This is a genomic window from Myxococcus qinghaiensis (assembly GCF_024198215.1).
GTDB lineage: Bacteria > Myxococcota > Myxococcia > Myxococcales > Myxococcaceae > Myxococcus > Myxococcus qinghaiensis.
In genome coordinates this window covers 53,276-73,627 of record NZ_JAKCFA010000012.1, presented here as the reverse complement: position 1 = coordinate 73,627, position 20,352 = coordinate 53,276, and the positions used below count along the sequence as shown (strand labels likewise).

Below are 20,352 nucleotides of genomic sequence, written 5' to 3'. Positions count from 1 at the left end.
CGCTTCGGCAAAAACTTCCTTCTTCCTCTCCCCTTTCTTCTCTTCGAGGTATCGCGCCATGGGCCTGTTCTCCAGCTTCAACCCCCTCAAGTTGATTCAGAAGCCCCTGGAGCTGCTCGGCAAGGCGGCGGAGACGGTCAGCAAGGTCGCCGGCGGCATCGCGAACATCGGCGGCAAGGTCCTCGACTTCCTGAAGAAGCCGGCTGAAGAGGTGATTTCGCCCATCACCGACAAGATCAGCGAGCAGATCAAGAAGATCCCCTTCCTGGGCAAGTTCCTGGCCCCGGTGGTGGAGAACCTGATGAAGCAGGGCGTCACGTCGCTGGTCGGCGAGGGCCCCATCGGTGGCATCGGCGCGCTGGCGAAGGCCGCCACGAAGATCGAGGACGTGGTCAAGGTCGCCGAGACGGTTCGCAAGGGCGCCGACAAGGTCGACGCGTTCGCGGACAACTTCCTGGGCCAGCAGAACGTGCAGAACATCTTCGCCCAGCGTCAGGCTTCCTTCATCGAGTAAGCGCTCTCGCGCCCCTGGCGCGATGATGCGGCACCGAGGGCCGGCCTTCCGCGAGAGCGGGGTCGGCCCTTCGGCTTTGCGGGGCAGAGGAGCTGGGGCTGGCCTTCCGCAGGAGCGGGGCTGGCCCTCTGGCGTTGAAGGGCAGGGGCGGGCAGAGATGGATGGGCACCGAGGGCCGGCCTTCCGCGATGCGGGGCAGCTCTCTCTGGCGTTGCGAGGTCAGCCGAGGACTCGCGGCGCGATGGCCGAGCCCGGGTCTTCCGCATGAGGAAGCAGCCCAGCGGCGCCTCCGGTCATGGTGAAGCCGGCCTCGCCCAGAGGTGCCGGAAACCAGACCTGGGTGGTCCGGCACCCATCGTGATCCTTACGACATGAGACTGGGGCCGTACTCAGTGTGCGGATTTGAGGCTGCTTTTCTCAGCTTCCGAGGCAGCGGATCACGCCGTCGAGAGGCGATGTCGCGAGTCCGTGAAGCGACTCCCCTGAAGAGCGCGGTGGGCCGGGTGGATCATCACGGCCCGGCTTCAGGGAGGGTAGTTGGGGTCAGCCCTCTTCGTGGGCCAGCCGCTTCACGTCGCGCAGGAGCCGGTCGGTCGAGTCGCTGTCCGCGCTGTCGTAGTACCCGCGAATCTGTCCATGCGAGTCCACGAGGACGAAGTGGGTGCCGTGGAAGATGGAGAGCAGGTCCTCCTCGGCGGCGCCGGGCTCGCGGCCCATGCTGACCTTGAAGCCGTGGACGATGGTGTCCTTGAGCACGTCGTAGTCGCCGGTGAGGAAGCTCCAGCGCGCGAAGTTGGCGCCGTGGAGCTGGCCGTACTCGGTGAGGCGCTCGGGCGTGTCGTACTTCGGGTCGACGGAGAAGGAGACGAACTGGAGGTTCGTCCCGAACGAGTCGGTGTTCGTCTGCACCTGGGCCATCTTCCGGGTGAAGGCGGGGCACACGGTGGGGCAGCGGGTGAAGATGAAGTTGGCGATGAAGGGGTGGCCTCGGAGCTGGGCGCTGCCGAAGGGCTGTCCGTCATGCCGGGTGAAGGTGAAGTCCGGGAGGGCGCCGAGCTGGGGCAGGGGCTCGCTGCCCGCGCGCATCAGGTTGACGGCGGCGACCGCGGCGAGGCCCAGCGCGACGACGGCGATGCCGGCCCAGAAGCCAGGGCGTTGCGTGAGACGGGCCGGGGGGAGCGCGAGAGGAGAGTCGGCGGACATGGCCCGGACCTAACGAAAGGCCCGGGAGGGCACAAGCGCGTCGGACGGCCCAGGGTCAACCTGCCTACTCGCGAGCTGTAGCGGGCATCAGGCCGCCCCGAGGGCAGGCGGGCCTGAGGGAGCGCGCGAGGAGCCCGTGGCTTGAGACCACCAGGGCCGCGTGCTAGCCGGGAAGGCGGTGATGACTGGCGAGCGCTCCATACCGGGTCGACGAGCCGCGTCCCGCCCTCCGGGGCGAGGGATTCGCCGGAGCATGTCCCCCGGTGGAAGCGCATCCGGCTCTCTGGAGCGAGGAATGGCTGGGCGCCCGCCACTCCATGAAGGCGCATCCACTCCTCCGGAGCGAGGGATGGGCGAGTTCCTCGACTCGGGTCGATACGCCGCATTTCGTCTTCCGATGAGGGTGCTGCGAGGGAGCCTGTCCCTCGATGGCGACTCAGCCACGACGAAAGCTTCATGCGAGCGCACCCGCTCAAGTGGGCGAGCCGCATCCCGTCTTCAGGGACAAGCGATGGAGGGGCGCATGGCTCTCGCAGGCGTGGACGTCACCGAGGTGACTCGCGACGCCTGTTCCAGCTCAGGACAGAGAGCCGTGTCCCGCGCCCCCGAGAGAAAGATGCTCGGGAGGATTCCTCTCGTCGGGCTCCTCATGGCGCTCATGCCGCTGGACGTGCTCGCCTGTGCGACGTGCTCCCTGCGCGAGCCCGAGTCAGCGGTGCGTTCGGCGCTCCTGGTGGTCGGGTTGATGCTCACGCCCTTCCTGGTGGTGGGCGTGGGGCTGTGGGCGGTGCGGCGCGCGGGCCGGGAGGCCTCTCGGGAGGATGGCGCGTGAGCACCTCCGCCGAGACAGCCCCCCATCCGTCGTCGGGCATGACCTCGGACATGAGCGCGCGGACGCTGGCGCTCCGCGAGGATGCTGCTGTCGACAGGCCTCGCATCGACGCGCTGCCAGGCGAGCGCACGTCCGTCGAGGGAAGGACCCAGCCATCATCGAACGCACCCTCGGCCACGAGCGCGAGGACGCTGGCGCTCCCCGAGGACGCGAGTGTCGACGGGCACCGCATCGACGCGCTGCTGGGCTGGAGTCACCGCTTCGAGGCGGGGATGGCCGCGCTCGCGCTCGGGTGGATGGTGGTCGCGGTGTGGCGCTTCCGGAACGCGAAGCGAGCGGCCTCGGACGGTGGCACGAAGCGCTCCCGCGCGTGGGTGTTCGGCCTGGCGCTGAGCACGTTCCTCGTGGTGGACGGAGCGCTGCTGGTGGGCTCGGAGGGCTACCTCCGGGACGTGCTGTGGAACCTCCAGGTTCCCGCGACGGACCCGCGCACGGTGCGCATCGAAATCAACGCGCATCAGTGGTCTTGGGAGGCGCGCTACGCAGGCGAAGACAACCGCTTCAACACCCCCGACGACGTGGTGACGTGGAACGACCTGCGCGTGCCCGCGGGTGTGCCCGTCTGGGTGCAGCTGGTCTCCACGGACGTGGTGCACGGCTTCTCGCTACCGAACTTCCGAGTGAAGCTGGATGCGATTCCGGGACGCGTGAATCAGACCTGGTTTCGAGCCGCACGCGAGGGCACGTGGGAAGTGGCCTGCTACCAGCACTGCGGCACCAGCCACTATCGGATGCGCGGCGAGCTGCGCGCCCTGTCCCAGGAAGCGTATGCCGCGTGGCTGCGCGAAGCGGGACGGCAGGCCGTGCAGGCCTACGACGTGGATGACAGCGCGGCCCACTGGGGCTGGGAGTGGAAGGCACCGTGAGCCTGCTCTCGCTCGACCACAAGGACGTGGCGCGGCGCTACCTGTGGAGCGGCCTGGGCTTCCTGTTGCTGGGCGGACTGCTCGCGCTGGCCATCCGCTGGCAGTGGGCGTGGCCGGGGCAGCCGGTGCCAGGGCTCGCCTGGGCGCTGCCCGAGTCCCGAGGCGCGTTGACTCCGCCCACGTACACGGCCGTCTTCACCATGCACGGCCTGGTGATGATCTTCTTCGCGGTGACGCCGCTGCTCTTCGGCGCGCTGGGGCACTTCGTGTTGCCGCTGGCCATTGGCGCGCGAGGGCTCGCCTTCCCGAGACTCTCCGCGCTGGGCTACTGGATATACGCGCTGGGGGGCGTGCTGGTGCTGGCCTCGTTCGCGGTGCGGCTTGGGCCTGCGAGCGCGGGGTGGACGGCGTACCCACCGCTGTCGACGTCGGCCTTCACTCCCGGGTTGGGACAGACGCTGGTGACGGTGGCGGTGCTGTGCGCGGGCACGTCGGCCTTCACGTATGGCCTGAACTTCGTCGTCACGGTGGCGCGGTGTCGAGCCCCGGGGATGACGTGGGGACGGCTGCCCCTGACGGTGTGGGGCCTCTTCTTCGCCTCGGTGTTGAACGTGCTCTTCGTGCCGGTGCTGGCCGCCGCAACGGCATTGCTGTTGATGGACCGGTTGCTGGGGACACAGTTCTTCATCGCGGGCGCGGCGGCGGTGGGCGGTGGTGGGGACCCGGTGGTGTACCAGCACCTCTTCTGGCTGTTCGGCCATCCAGAGGTCTACATCCTCATCCTGCCCGCGTGGGGCATGGTGGGGGACCTGGTGGCGTTCTTCAGCCGCAAGCCCGCGCATGGCTATCGGCTGACGGCGGGAGCCATGGGGACGGTGTCCGCGCTGAGCGGGCTCGTCTACGCGCACCACCTCTTCACCAGTGGCATGTCGCCGTTGCTCGGGCGCACGTTCATGGTGCTGACGCTGCTCATCTCCCTGCCTGCGGAGGTGATGTTCCTCAACTGGCTGATGACGTTGTGGCGAGGCAGCGTGCGGCTGACGTCGCCGATGCTCGCGGCGCTGGCGACGATGGTCGTCTTCGGGTTGGGCGGAATCACGGGCCTGGCGTTGGGCGCGGTGGCCACGGACGTGCCGCTGCACGGGACGCTGTGGGTGGTGGGGCACTTCCACCTGACGATGGGAGCCGCCAGCTTCCTGGGTGTCTTCGCGGGCCTCTACTTCTGGTTCCCGAAGATGTTCGGGCGCGCGCTGCACGAGGGACTCGCGAAGGTGCACGTGCTGTCGAGCGCGGTGCTGTTCCTCGGTGTCTTCGGCGGACAGCTCGCGGCGGGATACGCGGGACAACTGCGGCGGCTGTATGACCCGTACCAATACACGTACCTGAAGCACCTGCTGCCGCTGAACCAGTGGACGACGGTGTGCGCGTTCCTGCTCGGCGCTGTCCAGGTCGTGTTCGTGGTGAACCTGGTGTGGACGTTGCGGCGAGGGCGCGCGGCGGAAGCGAACCCGTGGCAGGTGGGCACGCTCGAGTGGACGTGCGCCTCGAGCCCGCCCGGTGAAGGCAACTTCACGCAAGTCCCCGTGGTGCTGCGCGGGCCGCATGCGCTGTCGCAGCCCGAGGTGCTGGAGCGACTCGGCCGCGACTGGATTGGACAGGCGGAGGTGCTGCCAGGAGTGGCCCGACAGGACACGACTGAAGAAGCAGTGCCCGCCTCCGAGGGCACCGTGTCCACCGTGCGGAGCGTGACATGAGCGAGCACGGACGAAGTCCAGCCAACCGCATGTCGAGCACCGTGTACGGACCGAGGTGCGCCATATGAGCGCGGAGCGCAACCCGATGGGGGGCAAGGCGGAGACGCGCGTCGACCCCACTCCGCATTCGACGTCTGGAGCCCTCGGCATGAAGCCGCTGCCTTCCGTGAGCGACGCCCGCACGGAGCCCTCTTCACTCGAAGCGAGCACGTCGTCCGCTGCCGCGGAGACCGCGAACTCGGAAGGAACAGCGTGGCTCGGCACGGTGCTGGGGCTCGCCGCGTGGTCGATGTTCTTCGCCTCGCTCGCCTTCGCGGTGGGCTGGTACAGGATGCGCGAGCCGTGGCCCCCGCTCCCAGTGTCCCTGCTGGGACTGGGCCTCACGGGGCTCCTGCTCTTCACAGGAAGCGGCGTGCTTCACCTGGGCCTCCAGCGGCGCGAGTCATCGTGGCCGGCGCGGTGTGCCCTGGCCCTGGGGCTGGCCTTCCTCGCGCTCCAGGCGATGTGGACACACCAGGCCTGGTGGACCGAGCACGTGCGAATCCCCGAGGGCGGCGTCTCCGCCTCCGCGTTCCACGGGCTCACGGCGCTGCATGCGCTGCATGTGCTCGGGGTGACTTCTGGTCTCTTCCTCGTCTGCTGGCGCCACGCGCGCGGCGCGGACGTGCGACCCTCGCTGCGACGTCACGTGCTGGGCTGGCACTTCGTGACGGCGATGTGGGTGCTCCTCTTCGTGGCGGTGTACCTCCCATGACGACTCCTCGTGGAACCTCCCGTGTCAGCACCGTGCGGGCACTGATGGCGCTGTTGCCGCTCGTGCTCGCGGGCTGTCGCTCCAAGAGCGCCCCCAGCTTCGAGCCTCTGAAGCTCGCGGACGGCCGGGTCATCCCAGCGGAGACGCTGACGCGCGGGCACTCGGTGTACACGTACTACTGCGCGTCCTGTCACGGAGAGCAGGGCGACGGTCAGGGCCCCGCGGGGCGTGGGATGCGGCCCGTGCCGCGCAGCTTCCGTCAGGGCCTCTTCAAGTTCGGAGGCGTCGCCGTCGGCGAGCTGCCCACGGACGAGGCGCTGAAGCGCACGCTGCGCCGAGGACTGCACGGCACGCCGATGTTCGCGTGGGACGTGCCCGACGCGGACCTGGAGGCGGTGCTCCAGTACCTGAAGACCTTCAGCCCGCGCTGGAAGGAGGAAGTCCCGGGCAAGCCCCTGGCCCTCTCACCCGACCCGTGGAAGGGCCGCGACGCGGAGGCCATCGAGCGAGGCCGCGTCGCCTACCACGTCTCGGGCGCGGGGAACGCGGGGTGCTCCAGCTGCCACGTCGCGTACCTGCCGCGCGCGGAGCTGGCCGCGCTGCTGAAGAAGGCGCTCGGGCGCGACGTGGACCTGTCCAAGCTGGACCCGTACACGGCCCTGGCCCGCGAGTCGGACCACCCCGTGGCGGTGGACGCGAAGGGCGAGCCCACGAAGACGGAGAAGGTGCTGCCTCCGGACTTCCTCTTCCAGTCGCTGCGCACGGTGTGGCCGGTGGGCGGGACGGTGGATGGCGCCCCGTACACGGCCGAGCGCCAGCGCGAGGACCTCTACCGCGTCATCTCCTCGGGCGTGGGAGGCGCGGCGATGCCTACGTGGAAGGGCGCCATCCCCGAGGAGAACCTGTGGGCGCTCGCGTACTACGTGCAGACGCTCGTCGTGCTGCGCGACACGGACGCGGCCGATGAGCTCAAGTCCCGACTGCGAGGCTCGACTCAGTGAACCGTGCCCGAGGGACCACGGGCGTCACGCGCGCTGCTTCCACGGGCTCGCGAGCCAGCCGGATGAGCTTCAGTCGGGACAAGAGCCGCATCACCTGCCACGTGGGGTCCAGCTCGAAGCGTCGAGCGGCGAAGTTGGGGCTCGCGGGCCGGGCGTGGTGGTTGTTCTGGAACAGCTCGCCCATGCAGACCACGTCCATGGGCAGCGTGTTGCGTGACGCGTCCCGGGTCGCGAAGTTGCGATAGCCGGAGCGGTGGCCGAACCAGTTGACGATGGCGCCGTGCACCGGCCCCATCACGAAGTGCGCGGGCAGCAGCGCCCAGTGCCACGGGCGCGTGGCGAAACGCCGATAGAACAGCGTGTAGAGCGCGCCGAAGGTGACGCGCGAGGGCCAGCTGTTGAAGACCTTCTCCAGCGCGGGCCACTTCGGATAGCCCCCGAGGAAGCGGGCTTCCGGCTGGATGCGCCGGGAGAGCAGGCCCTCATAGCGCCGTGCCGTGTTGAGCATCATGTGCAGCGGATTCCGCTGGTGCTCGGGCGAGTGCGGGTCCTTCTCGGTGTCGGCGTAGGCGTGGTGCTCGCGGTGGAGGATGGCGTAGGCGCGCGGGTCCAGGTAGCTGGAGCCCTGCACCAACGCGGTGCAGAGGTGGAGGGCGCGCTCGGTGCGAGGCCGCATCGTGTACATGCGATGCGCGGCGTAGCGGTGCTGGAACAGGCTCTGGAAGAGCACGCTCAGCGTCCAATGTGATGCGAAGAAGAGGTAGACCATACCGGCTCAACCTCCGGGCATGTCATCACCCTGTCAGGCCCGTCCCGAAACGGGCCGCGGGCTTCGTTCACTCACACGAGGCCAGGTGGCTGGACGGCGGCTCGGTCGGAGCCACCCTCGCGGGACCAGTCGTCCTGGGCGCGTGGAGCCCGCCAGGTGGACCGGGCACCCGTGCGTTCCTTCCGCGTCCCTCTTGCGATGAAGGGCTCCACGCACCAGCGAGCGGGAGTCCAGGCCCTGGTCTGCTTTTCCACCCACTCCCTGGGAGGGGGTCGCCGACGCATCTCAAGGAATGCAACCGACGCGACGCCCCAGCCTCGAACCGATGGGAACCGCCATGAAGAGCGTTGCCGAGGTCATTCGTGAGAATCACGGAGAAATCGTCAGGCGGTGGACCGAGGAGGCGACCCGCGCCGCCTCTGCACGGGGACTCGAGGAGCCTGAGTTCAAGAACATCATGCCGACCTATCTGGCCTCGCTCGCCAGCGATGAACCCCTGGGCATCGCCAACAGCATGCGACGACGGCACGTCGAGAGCCACGTGGCCACGCGGCTTCGCCAGGGGTTTCACGTGGCCGAGGTCATCGAGGAGTTCATGCTCCTGGGGCGGTGCATCTCCTCGATGTGGGCCACGGCTCCGCGAGAAGAGCGGCCCGATGTGGCGGACGTCGAGCAGCTCTTCACCGAGCTGCATGGCGCCTCCCAGGCCGTCATCGAACTCTTCAGCGAGCACATGCGGGAGGATGAGCAGACGGAGAAGCGGTACCTGCGGCTCATCCAGAAGGTGGCCACCGAGTCACTGAAGGTGGATGCGACCTCGCTGAGAGGGCGCCTCACGGAGGTCCTCGAGCTGGTGATGGAGGCCCTGGGAGCCCAGGCCGCGCTCCTGCTCCTCAATGAATCGGAGCAGGACGGACTCTTCATCGCCGCTTCCGCGGGTGTCGCGAAGGAAGCCCTGGAGCGATATGCCCTCACGTTGGACGCGACGTCCTTCGCCACGCGGGCGGCCTTCGCGACGCGTGATGAGGCGGTGACCCCCCAGGACGCCATCTCCGGGATGGAGGCCGAGGCCACGGTGCTCGAGGTGGGTGACGCCCTCCGTCAGGAAGGGCTGCGCTCGCTGCTCGGGATTCGGCTGGCCACGCCGCATGCCCTGATAGGAGTCATGTGCATCGGCATCTCGGAGGCTCGCGACTTCACGGCCCGGGAGCGCCGGCGGCTCGAATCACTGACGGAGCGCCTGACGGTCCACCTGGACAACGCGAAGCTGTACTCGAACCTGCAAGCGAAGCTGGAGGCCCTCAATGTCGAGCGCGAGCTGCGCGAGCGCTTCGTCTCCGTCCTGGCGCATGACTTGAGAGGGCCCCTGTCGGCGGCGAGGGTGGGGGCGCAGCTGCTCCTCCGGCGCCCGGAGATGTTGGATGAGCGGCGTGAGCTGGCCCGGCGCATCGACCAGAACATCGAGCGCACGGACCGGATGGTGAGGGACTTGCTCGACGCGAACCGCATCCGGGCGGGCCAGCGCATCGTGCTCCCGCTCGCGCCGTGTGATTTGACGGCCCTTGCCCGCGAGGTCATCGAGGAGCTGAGCACCGTCCATGGCGAGCGCTTCCTGCTCGAGGCGCCAGGGCCCGTCCAGGGCAACTGGAACGCGGACGAGCTGCGCCGGGCCCTCTGGAACCTGGCCAGCAACGCGGTGAAGTACGGCTCGACGGAAGCCCCCGTCACCCTCTCCGTCGCTCGGACCGAGCACGGCGCGCGGGCCTCCGTCCACAACGAGGGTCGGATGATTGCGCGCGCCGAGCAGGAGACGCTCTTCAAGCCCTTCTCGCGGACGCGCTCCGCGCAGGCGGGGCCCGCGAAGGGCTGGGGGCTGGGGCTCACCCTGGTGTGGGGCTGTGCCCAGGCCCACGGCGGCAAAGTCACCGTCGAGAGCGAGGCGCACTCCGGGACGACCTTCACGCTGGAGCTGCCTCTGGACGCGGCGCCCTATCAGCCCTCGGCGTGACGCGGGCGGCACGTCCACCTCGGGAGATTCCACGTCCCGGACTCGCGATGCCTCGTGAGGGAGCGCGCGTCCTCGCGCCTCGAAGCACGGGGTTGGTGTGTCGGATGCACTGGGGCCAGCGCTTCCTTCCGGAGAGCACCCCATGTCCCGAATCGACGCCCCTGGCGGTACACCGCTGTCCCTCGACACCGTTCCCGACGCGACTCCCACGCCGCCCACGCCGTCACGTCCGTCCGCCTCGCCTCCGCGCGAGCGCAACGAGGTGAGCGCCCATGGAGGGAGTGCCTCCCCGGGACGCACGTCCTCGCGAGGCACGGACACCCCGCCGCGAGTCACGGGCCCGAGCGTGTCGGCCGGAGAGCTGGCGGCCCTGGGCGGCAAGCTGCGCGCCCCTCGCGCGGAGGTCCCCTCGGAGGTGGCGTCGGAAATCCAGTCGCGGCTGACGCGGAGCCTCGGCGACTGGGCCGTCAGCGACACCGACGTGAAGACGGTGCACGCGTTGCTCGGCCAGCTCCCTCCCGCCGCCTACCGGGCGACGCTGGAGTGGATGGAGCGCGGGGGACTCTTGAAGACGTTCCTCTCGGAGCAGGACCCCGGCGCCCGTGACGCCTTCCTCAAGCAGGCCGAGTCCCAGGGTGTCCTCCAGCGTCTCCCGGGAGAGCCCGCCTCGGGGCCGCTGGGCTACCCGGGCAGGCCTGGGTTCCTCCGGGATGAGTCGTCGCTGCCGGCGTCCCTTCGTCACGCCGTGCGCGAGCACTCCGTCGCCGCGGGCAGGGCCTTCCACGCGGACCACGCGGCGTACCTGGGGCGGTACGTGAAGGCCGTGGAGGACGCGGGGAGCCTGACGGAGCTGCGCAAGCTCGGAGCGCCCAGGGACGCGCGGCTGCCGGACTCGGTGCTGGGGCTGGACAGGCGGGACCCCGAGCGGGAGGACCTCGCGAAGCAGTGGCGGCAGGCGGTGGGGACGCCCGGGTCCACGGCGTGGGTCTACCAGGCCGTCAACGTGAAGCAGCGGGAGCTGCTCGGGGAGCGCGCGGGGGGCACCCTCGCGTTGAAGGGCAAGGCGGAGCTGACCCAGGGCAACCTCAAGCTGGGAGGAGACGCGCAGGTCGACTCACGCGGCAAGGTGGACCTGAAGGCCGCGAGCGGCGTGGAGCTGAAGGGCGGGCCGGTGGGCTTGAAGGTGATGGCGGACACGAAGGGGAAGCTCCAGTCGGAGGTGAAGCTCGACCTGGGGCTCGTGAAGGTGAGCCAGGCCTCGGACGGAGAGCTGAAGGTGTCACTCGGCGTGGGCAAGCATGCTGGCAGCTACACGACGCTCAACCTGGACGAGGCGCGGTTTGGCGGAGGCGTCTTCGCCCAGGTGGAGGAGGCAGGGAACAAGGCGGAAGTGCGGCTGGGGTTCGACCTGCAGGGGCTGACGGCGAAGCGCGCGAAGGAGGCCGTGGACCGCGAGCACGTGGGCCTCTTCGACGAGCCTCCCGAACTGGGACGCGGCCTGGCCTGGGACGCGCTGCCGGAGTCCAAGCGGGAGCGGTATGCGCGGAACGGTTGGAATCGCGAGGAGTGGACACGGGTACAGGGGCCCTGAGGGCCACCGTACGGACGGCCCTCCTGGCGCCACCCCGCCGAGCAAGCGAGGAGGCTGGAAACGAGGCAGGGCGGCTTCTCCATGCCCACCCTTTTTCCGGAAGCGACCCTTCATTTCAGTCGAGTGAGGCAGCGGATGGCGATGGAGCGAGCTCAGCGGTTCGTGGAGGCACTGTCGAGGTTGGAGGAGAGCGGCGACGTGGAGGGCCTCATCGAGCTCTTCAGCGACGATGCGCAGGTGAGCAACGTCGCCTCGTCCCACGTCTTCTCCGGCCGGGAGGGCGCGCGGCATTTCTGGCGCGAGTACAAGTCCACGCTGCGCCAGGTGAAGTCCACCTTCCGCAACATGATTGAGGCCGGCGACAGGGTGGCGCTGGAGTGGGAGTCCCATGGCACCGCGCACAACGGCGCGGCCGTGGCCTACGAAGGTGTCTCCATCATCGAGTGGGACGGCGAGCACATCCGCCGCTTCTACGCGTACTTCGACCCGCACGCCCTGGGCTCCGCGCTGGTGAACGACACCGCGAAGCGCTCGGAGGTCCCCGCCACCGCGCCGGCGTGACGGCTGTCAGGGGGATTCGGGCGTCCGGGGCAGCTCCACCGTGACGGTGGTGCCCAGCCCGGGCGAGCTCTCCAGGTGGATGTGCCCGCCATGGGCCTCCACCACCTGCCGGGAGAACCACAGCCCCAGGCCGAAGCCGCCGTAGTGCCGCAGCGGCACCGCGCGGCCGAAGCGCTGGAAGAGGTGCGCGAGCTGCTCGGCGGGGATGCCGATGCCCCTGTCCCTCACCACCAGCCGCGCCAGGTCTCCGGGGATGCAGGTGACTTCCACCTCCACGGGCCGCCCCAGGCCGTACTTGAGGGCGTTGGACACCAGGTGCGTCACCATTCCATCCACGCGCGCGTGGTCCCACCGCCCGGGCACCGCGCTGGTGGCGTGCAGGAAGAGGGTGGCGCCCGCCCGCTCGCGCTCTTCGGTGAAGCGCGCCATCACCGCGCGACACACGTCCACCAGGTCCACCGGCTCCGGGGTGAGGTGCAGGCGGCCCTCGGACAGGTGGGCCACCTCCAGCAGCTCGCGCACCAGCCGTCCCAGCCGGTCCACCTGCTGCACGGCGGACGTGGTGCGCTCGCGCACGTCGCCGTCGGAGGACATGCGCCGCAGCCGGGAGAGCTGGAGCTTGAGGGCCGTCAGCGGCGTGTTCAGCTCGTGGCTGGCGATGGCGAGGAACTCGTCGCGCAGCTGGAGCGCCTGCTGCGTCTGGTGGAACAGGTGCGCGTTCTGCACGGCGGCGCTCGCGCGGCGGGCCAGCTCCACGGCGAGCGCCAGGTCCTCCTCGGTGTGGTGACGGCCGGACATGCCGTGGCCCAGCGTCAGCGCGCCGAGCACGCCCTCGGGCGTCTCCAGCGGCACGGACAGCCACGAGGTGGGGGCCAGGGCGCGCAGCAGGGCGAGCTGCTCGGGGCCGCACGCGGTGGCCTCCACCCAGGCCGCGTCGACGTCGGGGTGGAAGGAGGGCAGGCCGCTGGCGAGCGAGCAGATGGGAGTGCCGGGGCGCTCGGGCGGGTGCCAGCGGCTGGCGGCGAGCAGGCCCGCGCACTCCGGCGTGGCGGCGTGGAAGGTGCGGCGCACCTCATGGTCCGGCCCGAGCACGTCGATGATGCAGAAGTCGCCCAGCGTGGGCACCAGCCCCAGGGCCACGCCGCGCAGGGTGTGGCCCAAGTCGAGCGACGTCGCGAGCACCGCGGTGGCGTGCTGGAGCAGTCCCACGCGCTCCACCTGGGTGCGCTCGGCGGCGAGCAGCCGGGCCCGCTCCAGGGCCATGGTGGCCTGCTGCGCGAGCATGTCGATGAAGGCGCGCTCCTCGGCGTCGAAGTCGTGCGCGCGGCCCCAGATGAAGGCCAGGCACCCCACCGTCCTGTCGCGTGAGAAAAGGGGAAGGCACGCGATGGACACGTCGCCGCTCTCGGGGCGTGCGGCCTCGGCGGCCTCCGGGAAGCGCTCGGCCATGGAGGCCAGGTCGGTTATCCACAGGGGCGCGCGGGTGCTCACGGCCACGGCGACGGGCACGTGGGCGGCGTTCACGGGGACGTGGGTGAAGGCGGCTTCGATTGCGGGCGGGCAGCGCACGGTGTGGACCATCTCCATGGACGTGCCCGTGGCGTTCATCAGGTAGAGCGCCCCCGTCTGGGCCTCCAGGGTGCGCACGGCCTCCACGACGACGGCGCGGGCGACGTCCTCGGGGGTGAGGGCGCCGGAGAGGGCCAGGGTGAGGGACTGGAGGCTGCGCATGCGGGAGCTGGCGAGCTCGGCGCTGGCGCGGGCGAGGCGGCTCTCCGCCAGCAATTCGACTCCCGCACCCTGTCCTTCAGCGGGTGGGGGCAAGCGGAGGCTGACGGACGAATGCTTCTCCATGCGCGCGCTTCCCGACGGCGCAGGTGACGCCGCGAGTCCCATGCACTGAAACGCATCCCAGGCCGGATTTCCGGCCCCGGCGGGATGAGTGTCCTGCGGCAGTCAGTCCTCCGCGCGGCCAGTGAACACACCGGCCGCCGACTTCCGACCCCGAGCCCGGAGGAAGGTGGCTGTCGGACAGAGCGCCCCACCTCTCATGCTGCTTCCTCTACGCGGAGTGTGGCGCTACCGTTCCGGCTGGGCCTCGGAGTCACTGCTCCAAGGTCATCACTGGCACGGAGGTTTCGTTCGGGTCCCTCATGCAGGTGGTCTCCTGTCGCCTCCCCCTCCTTCATCGCGTCCACGAACGCCCACCCCCTGGCCGGCTCCCGTTGCGGAGACTTCGCAATCGGTCCCGGGTTCTTCGTGAGTCACGCCAGCATGATGGACGCAGAGGACGCCCGGCCCACCCGCCGCCCGTCCGCCTCGGCCGCCTGCCACGCGCCCTCACGGATACCCACTGATGAACCGTTTCGCCGCCGTCCTCGTCATCCTGTCCTTGTTGTCCACCACCACCGCTCGCGCCCAACAGAAGTCGCCTCCCAAAGACGCACCGAAGACGGAGGAGCCCGCCGAGAAGCAGCCTCCGGCGGAGGACCCTTCGCTGGACTTCGACCTGCTGGAGCCCGATGAACTCACGGGCGCGGCCCAGGTGGACCCGGAGCTGCAAGCACGCCTGGACCGCCGCCGCACCATGCTCAAGCTGCATCAGGGCCTGGGCTTCGCGTTGGCCGCGGGACTCGTCACCACGACGGTGATTGGTCAGCTCCAGTTCAACGACTCGTTCCGCGGGGGCGGTGATGACCGCAACCTGCTGGGCCTGCACCGCGGGTTCGCGGTGGGCACCTCCGTCGTCTTCGCCTCCGTCGGCTTGCTGGGCCTCCTGGCGCCCAAGCCCCTGGAGAAGGAGGAGTTCCAGTGGGACACCATCACCTTCCACAAAATCTTCATGTCCATCGCGACGGCGGGGATGCTGGCGCAGGTCATCCTCGGCATCATGGCGACGGACCGGTTTGGACGGTTGTCGGAGACGGACCTCGCCACCGCGCACCAGATCGTCGGCTACACCACCCTGGGCGCGGTGTCGGCGGGTGTCTTCACGCTGTTCTTCTGAATCTTTCCGCCCGGGTGCCGTTGGGCATCGGGTGGGCTGACTTCGATTTTCTGGAGATGGACATGACTGTTCGACGACTCGCGCTGCTCACCACCCTGCTTGTCTCCCTGCCTGCCCTGGCCCAGGGCACGGCGAAGACGTACGCGCTGAAGAAGGACGCCAGCACCCTCACGTACAAGCTCAATCACCCGGCGCACAAAGTCGTGGGCACGGCGAAGCCCATCGCGGGCAAGGCCAACCTGAAAGCGGACGGCACGCTGCAGGTGATGGTGGTCGCCAACGTGAAGGACTTCGACTCGGAGAACCAGAACCGCGACATCCACATGCAGGAAGTGACGGAGGTGGCCAAGTACCCCACCGTCGAGTTCAAGGGCGCGGCCACGGGCGTGACGCTGCCCACGACCTTCCCAGCCAAGGTGCCGGTGACGCTCAAGGGGCAGCTCGACTTCCACGGGGTGAAGCAGAAGGTGGAGGTGCCGGTGACGGTGCTGTTCAAGTCGGCCACGGAGGTGACGACGGAGGGCTCCTTCACCATCAGCCTGGAGGCCTACAAGATTGAGCGTCCCTCGCTGCTGATGGTGAAGGTGGATGACGAGCTCGTGCTGGAGCCCAAGCTGGCGTTCGAGGTGGAGGGCAAGTGAGCACGTCACGAAGAGGCTTCTTGAAGGGCATCCTGGGCACGGGCGCGGCGGCGACGGCGCTGCCGGGCTGCGCGCCGGATATCAACCCCGCTCCGGTGACGGACGTGTCGGCCAGTGATGCGGGCACGGTGGACCTGCTGGTGTCGCGCTATCCGGACCTGGAGCGCGTGGGCGGGGCCCTCACCGTGCGCGTGGCGGGCGAGGACACGCCGCTCCTGGTGACGCACTCGGCGCAGAATGACTTCTCCGTGTTGTCGTCGATCTGCACCCACGCGGCCTGTCCGCTGGGCTTCGACGGCCGCGACGTCGTCTGCCCCTGCCACCTGTCCAAGTTCAACCCGGTGGACGGCTCGGTGACGCAGCGGCCGGCCACGGTGGGGCTGCGCAAGTTCTCGTCGCGGTACAACGCGGGCACGCAGGTGCTGAGCATCGACCTGCGCGCCGGCGAAGAGGGCTTCCCGTCGGCGGTGAATGGCGAGGTGCGCCTGCCCTTCGCGCAGTTCCCCACGTTGAAGGACAACGGCAGCGTGGTGGATGGGGTCCCCACCGGCTACGGCAAGCGCATCTTCGTCTTCCGGCTGGGGGACGGCTCGCTGTCCGCGGTGGACTCGCTGTGCACGCACGAGGCCTGTGAGGTGTCCTCGCGTCCGGCGGAGCAGGACCTCATCTGCTACTGCCACAACTCCATCTTCACGGCGAAGGGGGATGTGACGCAGGGCCCCGCAGTGCTGCCGCTCAAGAAGTTCACCGTGACGGAGACGACGGACGCGGTGGTGGTGTCGGGCGTGCAGTAGGTCGCGCCAGGTGTGGCCCTCTCCGGTGTCTCGGGAGGGTCGACGAGGAGGGCCTCGGGGTTCCACGGGAGTGGGACTCGCGAGGCCCTCCTTGTTTTTTGGGATGTCGGCGCCGGTGGGGCCTCTTGTCTCCCAGAGGGAATTCATGCCGACCAACCGGTTGTGTCCGAGGCTGTCCTGGCGACGTGGGGCCTGGGTGTGGGGCCTGCTGCTGGGGCTGCTGGTGTTGCCAGTGCCCGCGCGGGCGGAGGTTTCTCCCGACGTGCGGCGCTACCTGATGTCCATCAACCGGCTCATCGAGGACCTGGAGCACGAGCGGGCGCTGGAGCAGATTGTTCGCGCGAAGAAGGTGTCGAAGGGCCCCGAGGACGACGTGGCGGTGTCCCTCTACGAGGGCGTCGTGCTGGCGGAGCTGAGCCAGGGGCGGCAGGCGGAGTCGGACGCGGCCTTCAAGTCGGCCCTCTTCCTGAATCCGGACGCGAAGCTGCCGCTGACCGTGTCGCCGAAGCTGCGCGAGCGCTTCGAGTCGGTGCGGCAGAAGGTGCTCAAGGAGCTGGCCGTGCGCGGTGAGACACCGGACGCGCTGAAGGTGAAGGCCCCGGAGCCCGCGCGCGCGGTGGCGAGCAATCCCGTGGAGCTGTCGATGGAGGCGGAGGGACAGTCCTCGCTGAGGGCACGGGCGTGGATTCCAGCCGTGGTGGGTGGGGTGTTGGCGGCGGGGGGCGGGGTGGTGTGGTTCATGGCCGCGAAGGAGAAGTCGAGGCTGAAGCCGCCGGTGTCCTTCGAAATCCGCACGGAGGCGGATGCGCGCGCGGTCGCCTCGCGGACGCGGTCGCTGCAGTCGGCGAGCGTGGGCCTGTGGGTGGGTGGGGCGGTGGGGCTGGGAGTGGCGACGGGGATGTACCTGCTGGGGGCGCCGGAGCCGGGCCCGCTGGCGCTCACGGTGGGGACGGATGGGACCTCCGCCTTTGTGGCTGGGAGGTGGCCGTGAATCCGTTGATGCGCAGCGCAGTGGCGGTGTTGGCGGCGGTGGGGCTCTTCGGCATCGCGTCGTGCATCGACGTGGAGGGCGCGACGAGGGAGGTCTGCCGCGAGAACCCGGGGATTTGCGACGTGGGCGACGCGGGCACTCCGGATGGAGGCGGAGGCCAGCCCGATGCCAGTGACGCGGGTGACGCGGGTGACGCGGGTGACGCGGGCGACGCGGGTGACGCGGGTGACGCGGGTGACGCGGGTGACGCGGGCGAAGTGCCTGACGCGAATGAAATGCCCGGCGTGGATGACGGTGGCCACACGGCGCCAAGCTGGGAGCAGACCGCGGAGATGGCGGAGCCTCGCTTCCTCCATACGGCCACCAACGTGGGCAACAACAGGGTCTTGGTGGTGGGGGGCTTCAAGACCTGGGGTATCGCCACCGCGTCGACGCAGCTCTACAACACTGAGACGGACACATGGTCCAACGCGGGCACCCTGCCCATCGCACGGGCCGGGCACACGGCCACGTTGCTGAAGGATGGCAAGGTCCTGATTGCAGGAGGAGAGAACCAGTTCGGACCCGTGGCTGGCGCCCTGCTGTACAACCCCGACACGGGCGGTTGGACGGCGGCGGGTACCCTGAACGACGCGCGCGCCAACCATGCCGCGGTCCTGTTGTCCGCGTCAGGAGAGGTCCTGGTCATGGGGGGCGGCGCGAACACCGAGGACGCCCTGTCCACGGCCGAGCTCTACGACCCGGACAGCAAAGGCTGGGTCCGCACCTCGGGGCCACTGTCGAGGACGCGCAACGGCTTGGCAGCCGTGGAGCTGAGTGGGGGTGGAGTGCTGGCCGTGGGGGGCTTCGATACGGGGATGCTCAACGCGGAAATCTACCAGCGGGGCGCCGGGAGCTGGACGCCCGTGCCGTCCACCATGGCGGTGCCGCGTGTCGGCCACACCGCGACGTTACTGGACTCGGGAGAGGTGCTGGTGGTGGGCACGGACAAGTCCCTGGGGCCCTCGTTCCCTGGCACCAGCACGGAGTTGTTCGTCCCGGGCAATTGGACCTGGAGGGATGCGGGCACCCTGACGGAGCCTCGGGGCTCGCATACGGCCACGCGCCTGCTGACGAAGGAGGTGCTGGTCACGGGAGGAACCCCCGACCAGGACAGCTCGCTGCGCACCGTGCTGCTCTACCGCCCCTCGGAAGGATGGAGGGAAGGCCCAGACATGATGGAGGAGCGCTCGTTACACCGGGCCACTCTCCTGGACTCAGGGGAGGTGCTCGTCACGGGAGGGGTGACGACCAGCGGGGCGGCGCTGCGCACGACGGAGAAGTACGTCCCCTGACGCCGCCGCACCGGGCCCGCCGCGACAGACGCGGTGGGCCCACCGGTGCACGCGCGGGACCGCTCATCCCCGCGCGCTCTCACCGAGCTGGTGAGTTCAGCTCACCAATGAAGCGCATCGACCCGGCCTCGCTGTCCTCGTTCCTGGCCATCGCCACGCACCGGAGCTTCCGGAAGGCGGCGGGGGAGCTGGGGGTGACGCCGTCGGCGCTGAGCCACGCGCTGCAGGCCATCGAGGAGCGCCTGGGGGTGCGGCTGGTCAACCGGACGACGCGCAGCGTGGCGCTGACGGAGGCCGGGGAGCGGCTCCATGCGCGCCTGCGGCCGGCCTTCCAGGACATCCGCGATGCGCTCGAGGACCTGAATGCGTTCCGGGGACAGCCCATGGGGACGCTGCGCCTCAACGCGGCCCGACAGTCGGCGCACCTGGCGCTGCTGCCCCTCGTCACGCGGTTCCTGAGGGCCTATCCGGACGTGAGCGTCGAGGTGCGGGTGGACGACTCGCTGACGGACATCGTCGCGCAGGGCTTCGACGCGGGGGTGCGGTTCGGCGAGCAGATCGCCGCGGACATGCTCGCGGCGCCGCTGGGGCCCCGGCAGCGCTCCGCCATCGTCGCGTCGCCGGAGTACTTCCAGCGGCACCCGGTGCCCAGGACGCCCCAGGACTTGAGGGGGCTGCCGTGCATCCGGTTCCGGTTCTCCAGTGGCCTGTACTACCGCTGGGAGTTCGAGCGGGACGGCGAGGAGGTGCTCGTCGAGGCGGAGGGCCCGCTGACGCTGAATGACCAGGGGTTGATGGTGGACGCGGCGCTGGCGGGCGTGGGGCTCGCGTATGTCTTCGAGGCGCAGGTGACGCGGCTGCTGGAAGAGGGGCGGCTGGTGCGCGTGCTGGAGGACTGGTGTCCCGCGTACGCGGGGTTCTTCCTGTACTACCCGAGCCGGCGTCAGCTCCCCACGGCGCTGAGGGCCTTCCTCGACTTCGTCAAGGCGCCGGCTTGAGCGCGAGCACGCTCGGGACGGAAGATGGCGGGATGTCGAGCGACTTCAAGCGGCGTCTGAAGGAGGCTGTCGCCCGGTGGGTGCTGCCCGAAGAGGTGGCTCGGGGGATCACGGTACTCCCGGTGGACCTGACGGGAGCGCTGCCGCGCGACTTCAAGCAGCGTCTGGCGGAGACCATCGCCTGGTGTCTGCCGCGCGCCGAGGCGGCTCGGGCAGGGGACACGACGCGCACGGCGGAGCTGATGCCGCCGGTCTGCGGCCATGATGGGGACACCCTGATATCGATTCTCCTCCGCGCGCCCGACGCGGGTGTGGAGGCCGTGGACTTCATCGTCGAGAGACGCCGTGAGGCGCTGGCGCGGATGAACATGCCGCTGCCTCCGCTCGGGGAGCTCGCCGGTGGATGGGTGTTCGCGACGGACTTCAATACCGACATCTGTGGCGCCGCGACGGTGCCCTCGAACGGGTTCCTGGACGACTACGACGTTCCTGGTTGGGACACGTGGTTCGCGCACCAGGATACGGGAGAACATGGTGGCATCGTCTACGGATGGGTGCCGCCGGCCTTGCTCAAGCTGGCCGGCGACGGGTTCGACGTCATCCCTGTCTCGAGCGCGTGGTGGCTCAAGGACGAGGACCTGCGTCGCCTCATCGCTTCATGACGAGGCGAGCGG

19 protein-coding genes are annotated in these 20,352 nt (G+C 69.6%); 16 read left to right on the top strand and 3 right to left on the bottom strand.

The genetic code is table 11. The annotated features are described in order from the left end of the window. Positions 1-58: 58 nt before the first annotated feature. Positions 59-514: a hypothetical protein gene (locus LZ199_RS23040; protein WP_253995896.1), complete on the top strand. Its 456-nt coding sequence runs from the start codon at positions 59-61 to the stop codon at positions 512-514. A 543-nt stretch (positions 515-1,057) separates the two neighbouring features. On the opposite strand, the gene LZ199_RS23035 is transcribed toward LZ199_RS23040, so the two are convergent. Further along, positions 1,058-1,717: an SCO family protein gene (locus tag LZ199_RS23035; protein ID WP_253995895.1), complete on the bottom strand. Its 660-nt coding sequence runs from the start codon at positions 1,715-1,717 to the stop codon at positions 1,058-1,060. A gap of 523 nt (positions 1,718-2,240) precedes the next feature. Here LZ199_RS23035 and LZ199_RS23030 point away from each other — a divergent pair. The 5 genes from LZ199_RS23030 (at position 2,241) to LZ199_RS23010 (ending at position 6,984) form a co-directional block, all read left to right on the top strand. Continuing rightward, positions 2,241-2,549, top strand: coding sequence for a hypothetical protein (locus LZ199_RS23030; RefSeq protein ID WP_253995894.1), 309 nt, complete (start codon positions 2,241-2,243; stop codon positions 2,547-2,549). Beyond that, positions 2,546-3,475: a cytochrome c oxidase subunit II gene (locus tag LZ199_RS23025; RefSeq protein ID WP_253995893.1), complete on the top strand. Its 930-nt coding sequence runs from the start codon at positions 2,546-2,548 to the stop codon at positions 3,473-3,475. The genes LZ199_RS23030 and LZ199_RS23025 overlap by 4 nt, the downstream gene beginning before the upstream one ends. After that, positions 3,472-5,229 (top strand): cytochrome c oxidase subunit I, encoded by a 1,758-nt coding sequence (locus LZ199_RS23020; protein WP_253995892.1) that lies wholly within the window; start codon positions 3,472-3,474, stop codon positions 5,227-5,229. The genes LZ199_RS23025 and LZ199_RS23020 overlap by 4 nt, the downstream gene beginning before the upstream one ends. Before the next feature lie 148 nt (positions 5,230-5,377). Continuing rightward, a complete protein-coding gene (locus LZ199_RS23015; protein WP_253995891.1) occupies positions 5,378-5,983 on the top strand; it encodes a cytochrome c oxidase subunit 3 in 606 nt (201 codons plus the stop codon). Continuing rightward, entirely contained in the window at positions 5,980-6,984 is a 1,005-nt protein-coding gene (locus LZ199_RS23010) for a c-type cytochrome (RefSeq protein WP_253995890.1), read from the top strand. Before LZ199_RS23015 ends, LZ199_RS23010 begins: the two co-directional genes overlap by 4 nt. Here the strand turns inward: LZ199_RS23010 and LZ199_RS23005 are convergent. Next, a complete protein-coding gene (locus LZ199_RS23005; protein ID WP_253995889.1) occupies positions 6,953-7,753 on the bottom strand; it encodes an acyl-CoA desaturase in 801 nt (266 codons plus the stop codon). The genes LZ199_RS23010 and LZ199_RS23005 overlap by 32 nt on opposite strands. 337 nt (positions 7,754-8,090) lie before the next feature. On the opposite strand from LZ199_RS23005, the gene LZ199_RS23000 reads away from it, so the two are divergent. The 3 genes from LZ199_RS23000 (at position 8,091) to LZ199_RS22990 (ending at position 11,913) form a co-directional block, all read left to right on the top strand. Beyond that, complete coding sequence (locus LZ199_RS23000) at positions 8,091-9,761, top strand: sensor histidine kinase (RefSeq protein ID WP_253995888.1); 1,671 nt, start codon at positions 8,091-8,093, stop codon at positions 9,759-9,761. 142 nt (positions 9,762-9,903) lie between these two features. After that, positions 9,904-11,352 (top strand): hypothetical protein, encoded by a 1,449-nt coding sequence (locus tag LZ199_RS22995; RefSeq protein WP_253995887.1) that lies wholly within the window; start codon positions 9,904-9,906, stop codon positions 11,350-11,352. 135 nt (positions 11,353-11,487) lie between these two features. Next, entirely contained in the window at positions 11,488-11,913 is a 426-nt protein-coding gene (locus LZ199_RS22990) for a nuclear transport factor 2 family protein (RefSeq protein WP_253995886.1), read from the top strand. A gap of 6 nt (positions 11,914-11,919) precedes the next feature. On the opposite strand, the gene LZ199_RS22985 is transcribed toward LZ199_RS22990, so the two are convergent. Next, complete coding sequence (locus tag LZ199_RS22985) at positions 11,920-13,767, bottom strand: sensor histidine kinase (RefSeq protein WP_253995885.1); 1,848 nt, start codon at positions 13,765-13,767, stop codon at positions 11,920-11,922. A 502-nt stretch (positions 13,768-14,269) separates the two neighbouring features. Here LZ199_RS22985 and LZ199_RS22980 point away from each other — a divergent pair. The 7 genes from LZ199_RS22980 (at position 14,270) to LZ199_RS22950 (ending at position 20,340) form a co-directional block, all read left to right on the top strand. After that, the gene (locus LZ199_RS22980; protein ID WP_253995884.1) at positions 14,270-14,920 is read left to right on the top strand and encodes a hypothetical protein; all 651 of its coding nucleotides are present in this window, start codon (positions 14,270-14,272) and stop codon (positions 14,918-14,920) included. 62 nt (positions 14,921-14,982) lie between these two features. Next, a complete protein-coding gene (locus LZ199_RS22975) occupies positions 14,983-15,561 on the top strand; it encodes a YceI family protein (protein WP_253995883.1) in 579 nt (192 codons plus the stop codon). Next, the gene (locus LZ199_RS46725; RefSeq protein WP_253995882.1) at positions 15,558-16,355 is read left to right on the top strand and encodes a Rieske 2Fe-2S domain-containing protein; all 798 of its coding nucleotides are present in this window, start codon (positions 15,558-15,560) and stop codon (positions 16,353-16,355) included. The genes LZ199_RS22975 and LZ199_RS46725 overlap by 4 nt, the downstream gene beginning before the upstream one ends. Positions 16,356-16,500: 145 nt before the next feature. Next, entirely contained in the window at positions 16,501-17,346 is an 846-nt protein-coding gene (locus tag LZ199_RS46195; RefSeq protein ID WP_256569353.1) for a hypothetical protein, read from the top strand. Then, entirely contained in the window at positions 17,343-18,680 is a 1,338-nt protein-coding gene (locus tag LZ199_RS22960; RefSeq protein WP_253995881.1) for a Kelch repeat-containing protein, read from the top strand. The genes LZ199_RS46195 and LZ199_RS22960 overlap by 4 nt, the downstream gene beginning before the upstream one ends. Positions 18,681-18,787: 107 nt before the next feature. After that, positions 18,788-19,678 carry a LysR family transcriptional regulator gene (locus LZ199_RS22955; protein WP_253995880.1) on the top strand — a complete coding sequence of 297 codons (891 nt, stop codon included), beginning with the start codon at positions 18,788-18,790 and terminating at the stop codon, positions 19,676-19,678. A gap of 32 nt (positions 19,679-19,710) precedes the next feature. Further along, positions 19,711-20,340, top strand: coding sequence for a hypothetical protein (locus LZ199_RS22950; protein WP_253995879.1), 630 nt, complete (start codon positions 19,711-19,713; stop codon positions 20,338-20,340). Positions 20,341-20,352 lie beyond the last annotated feature (12 nt).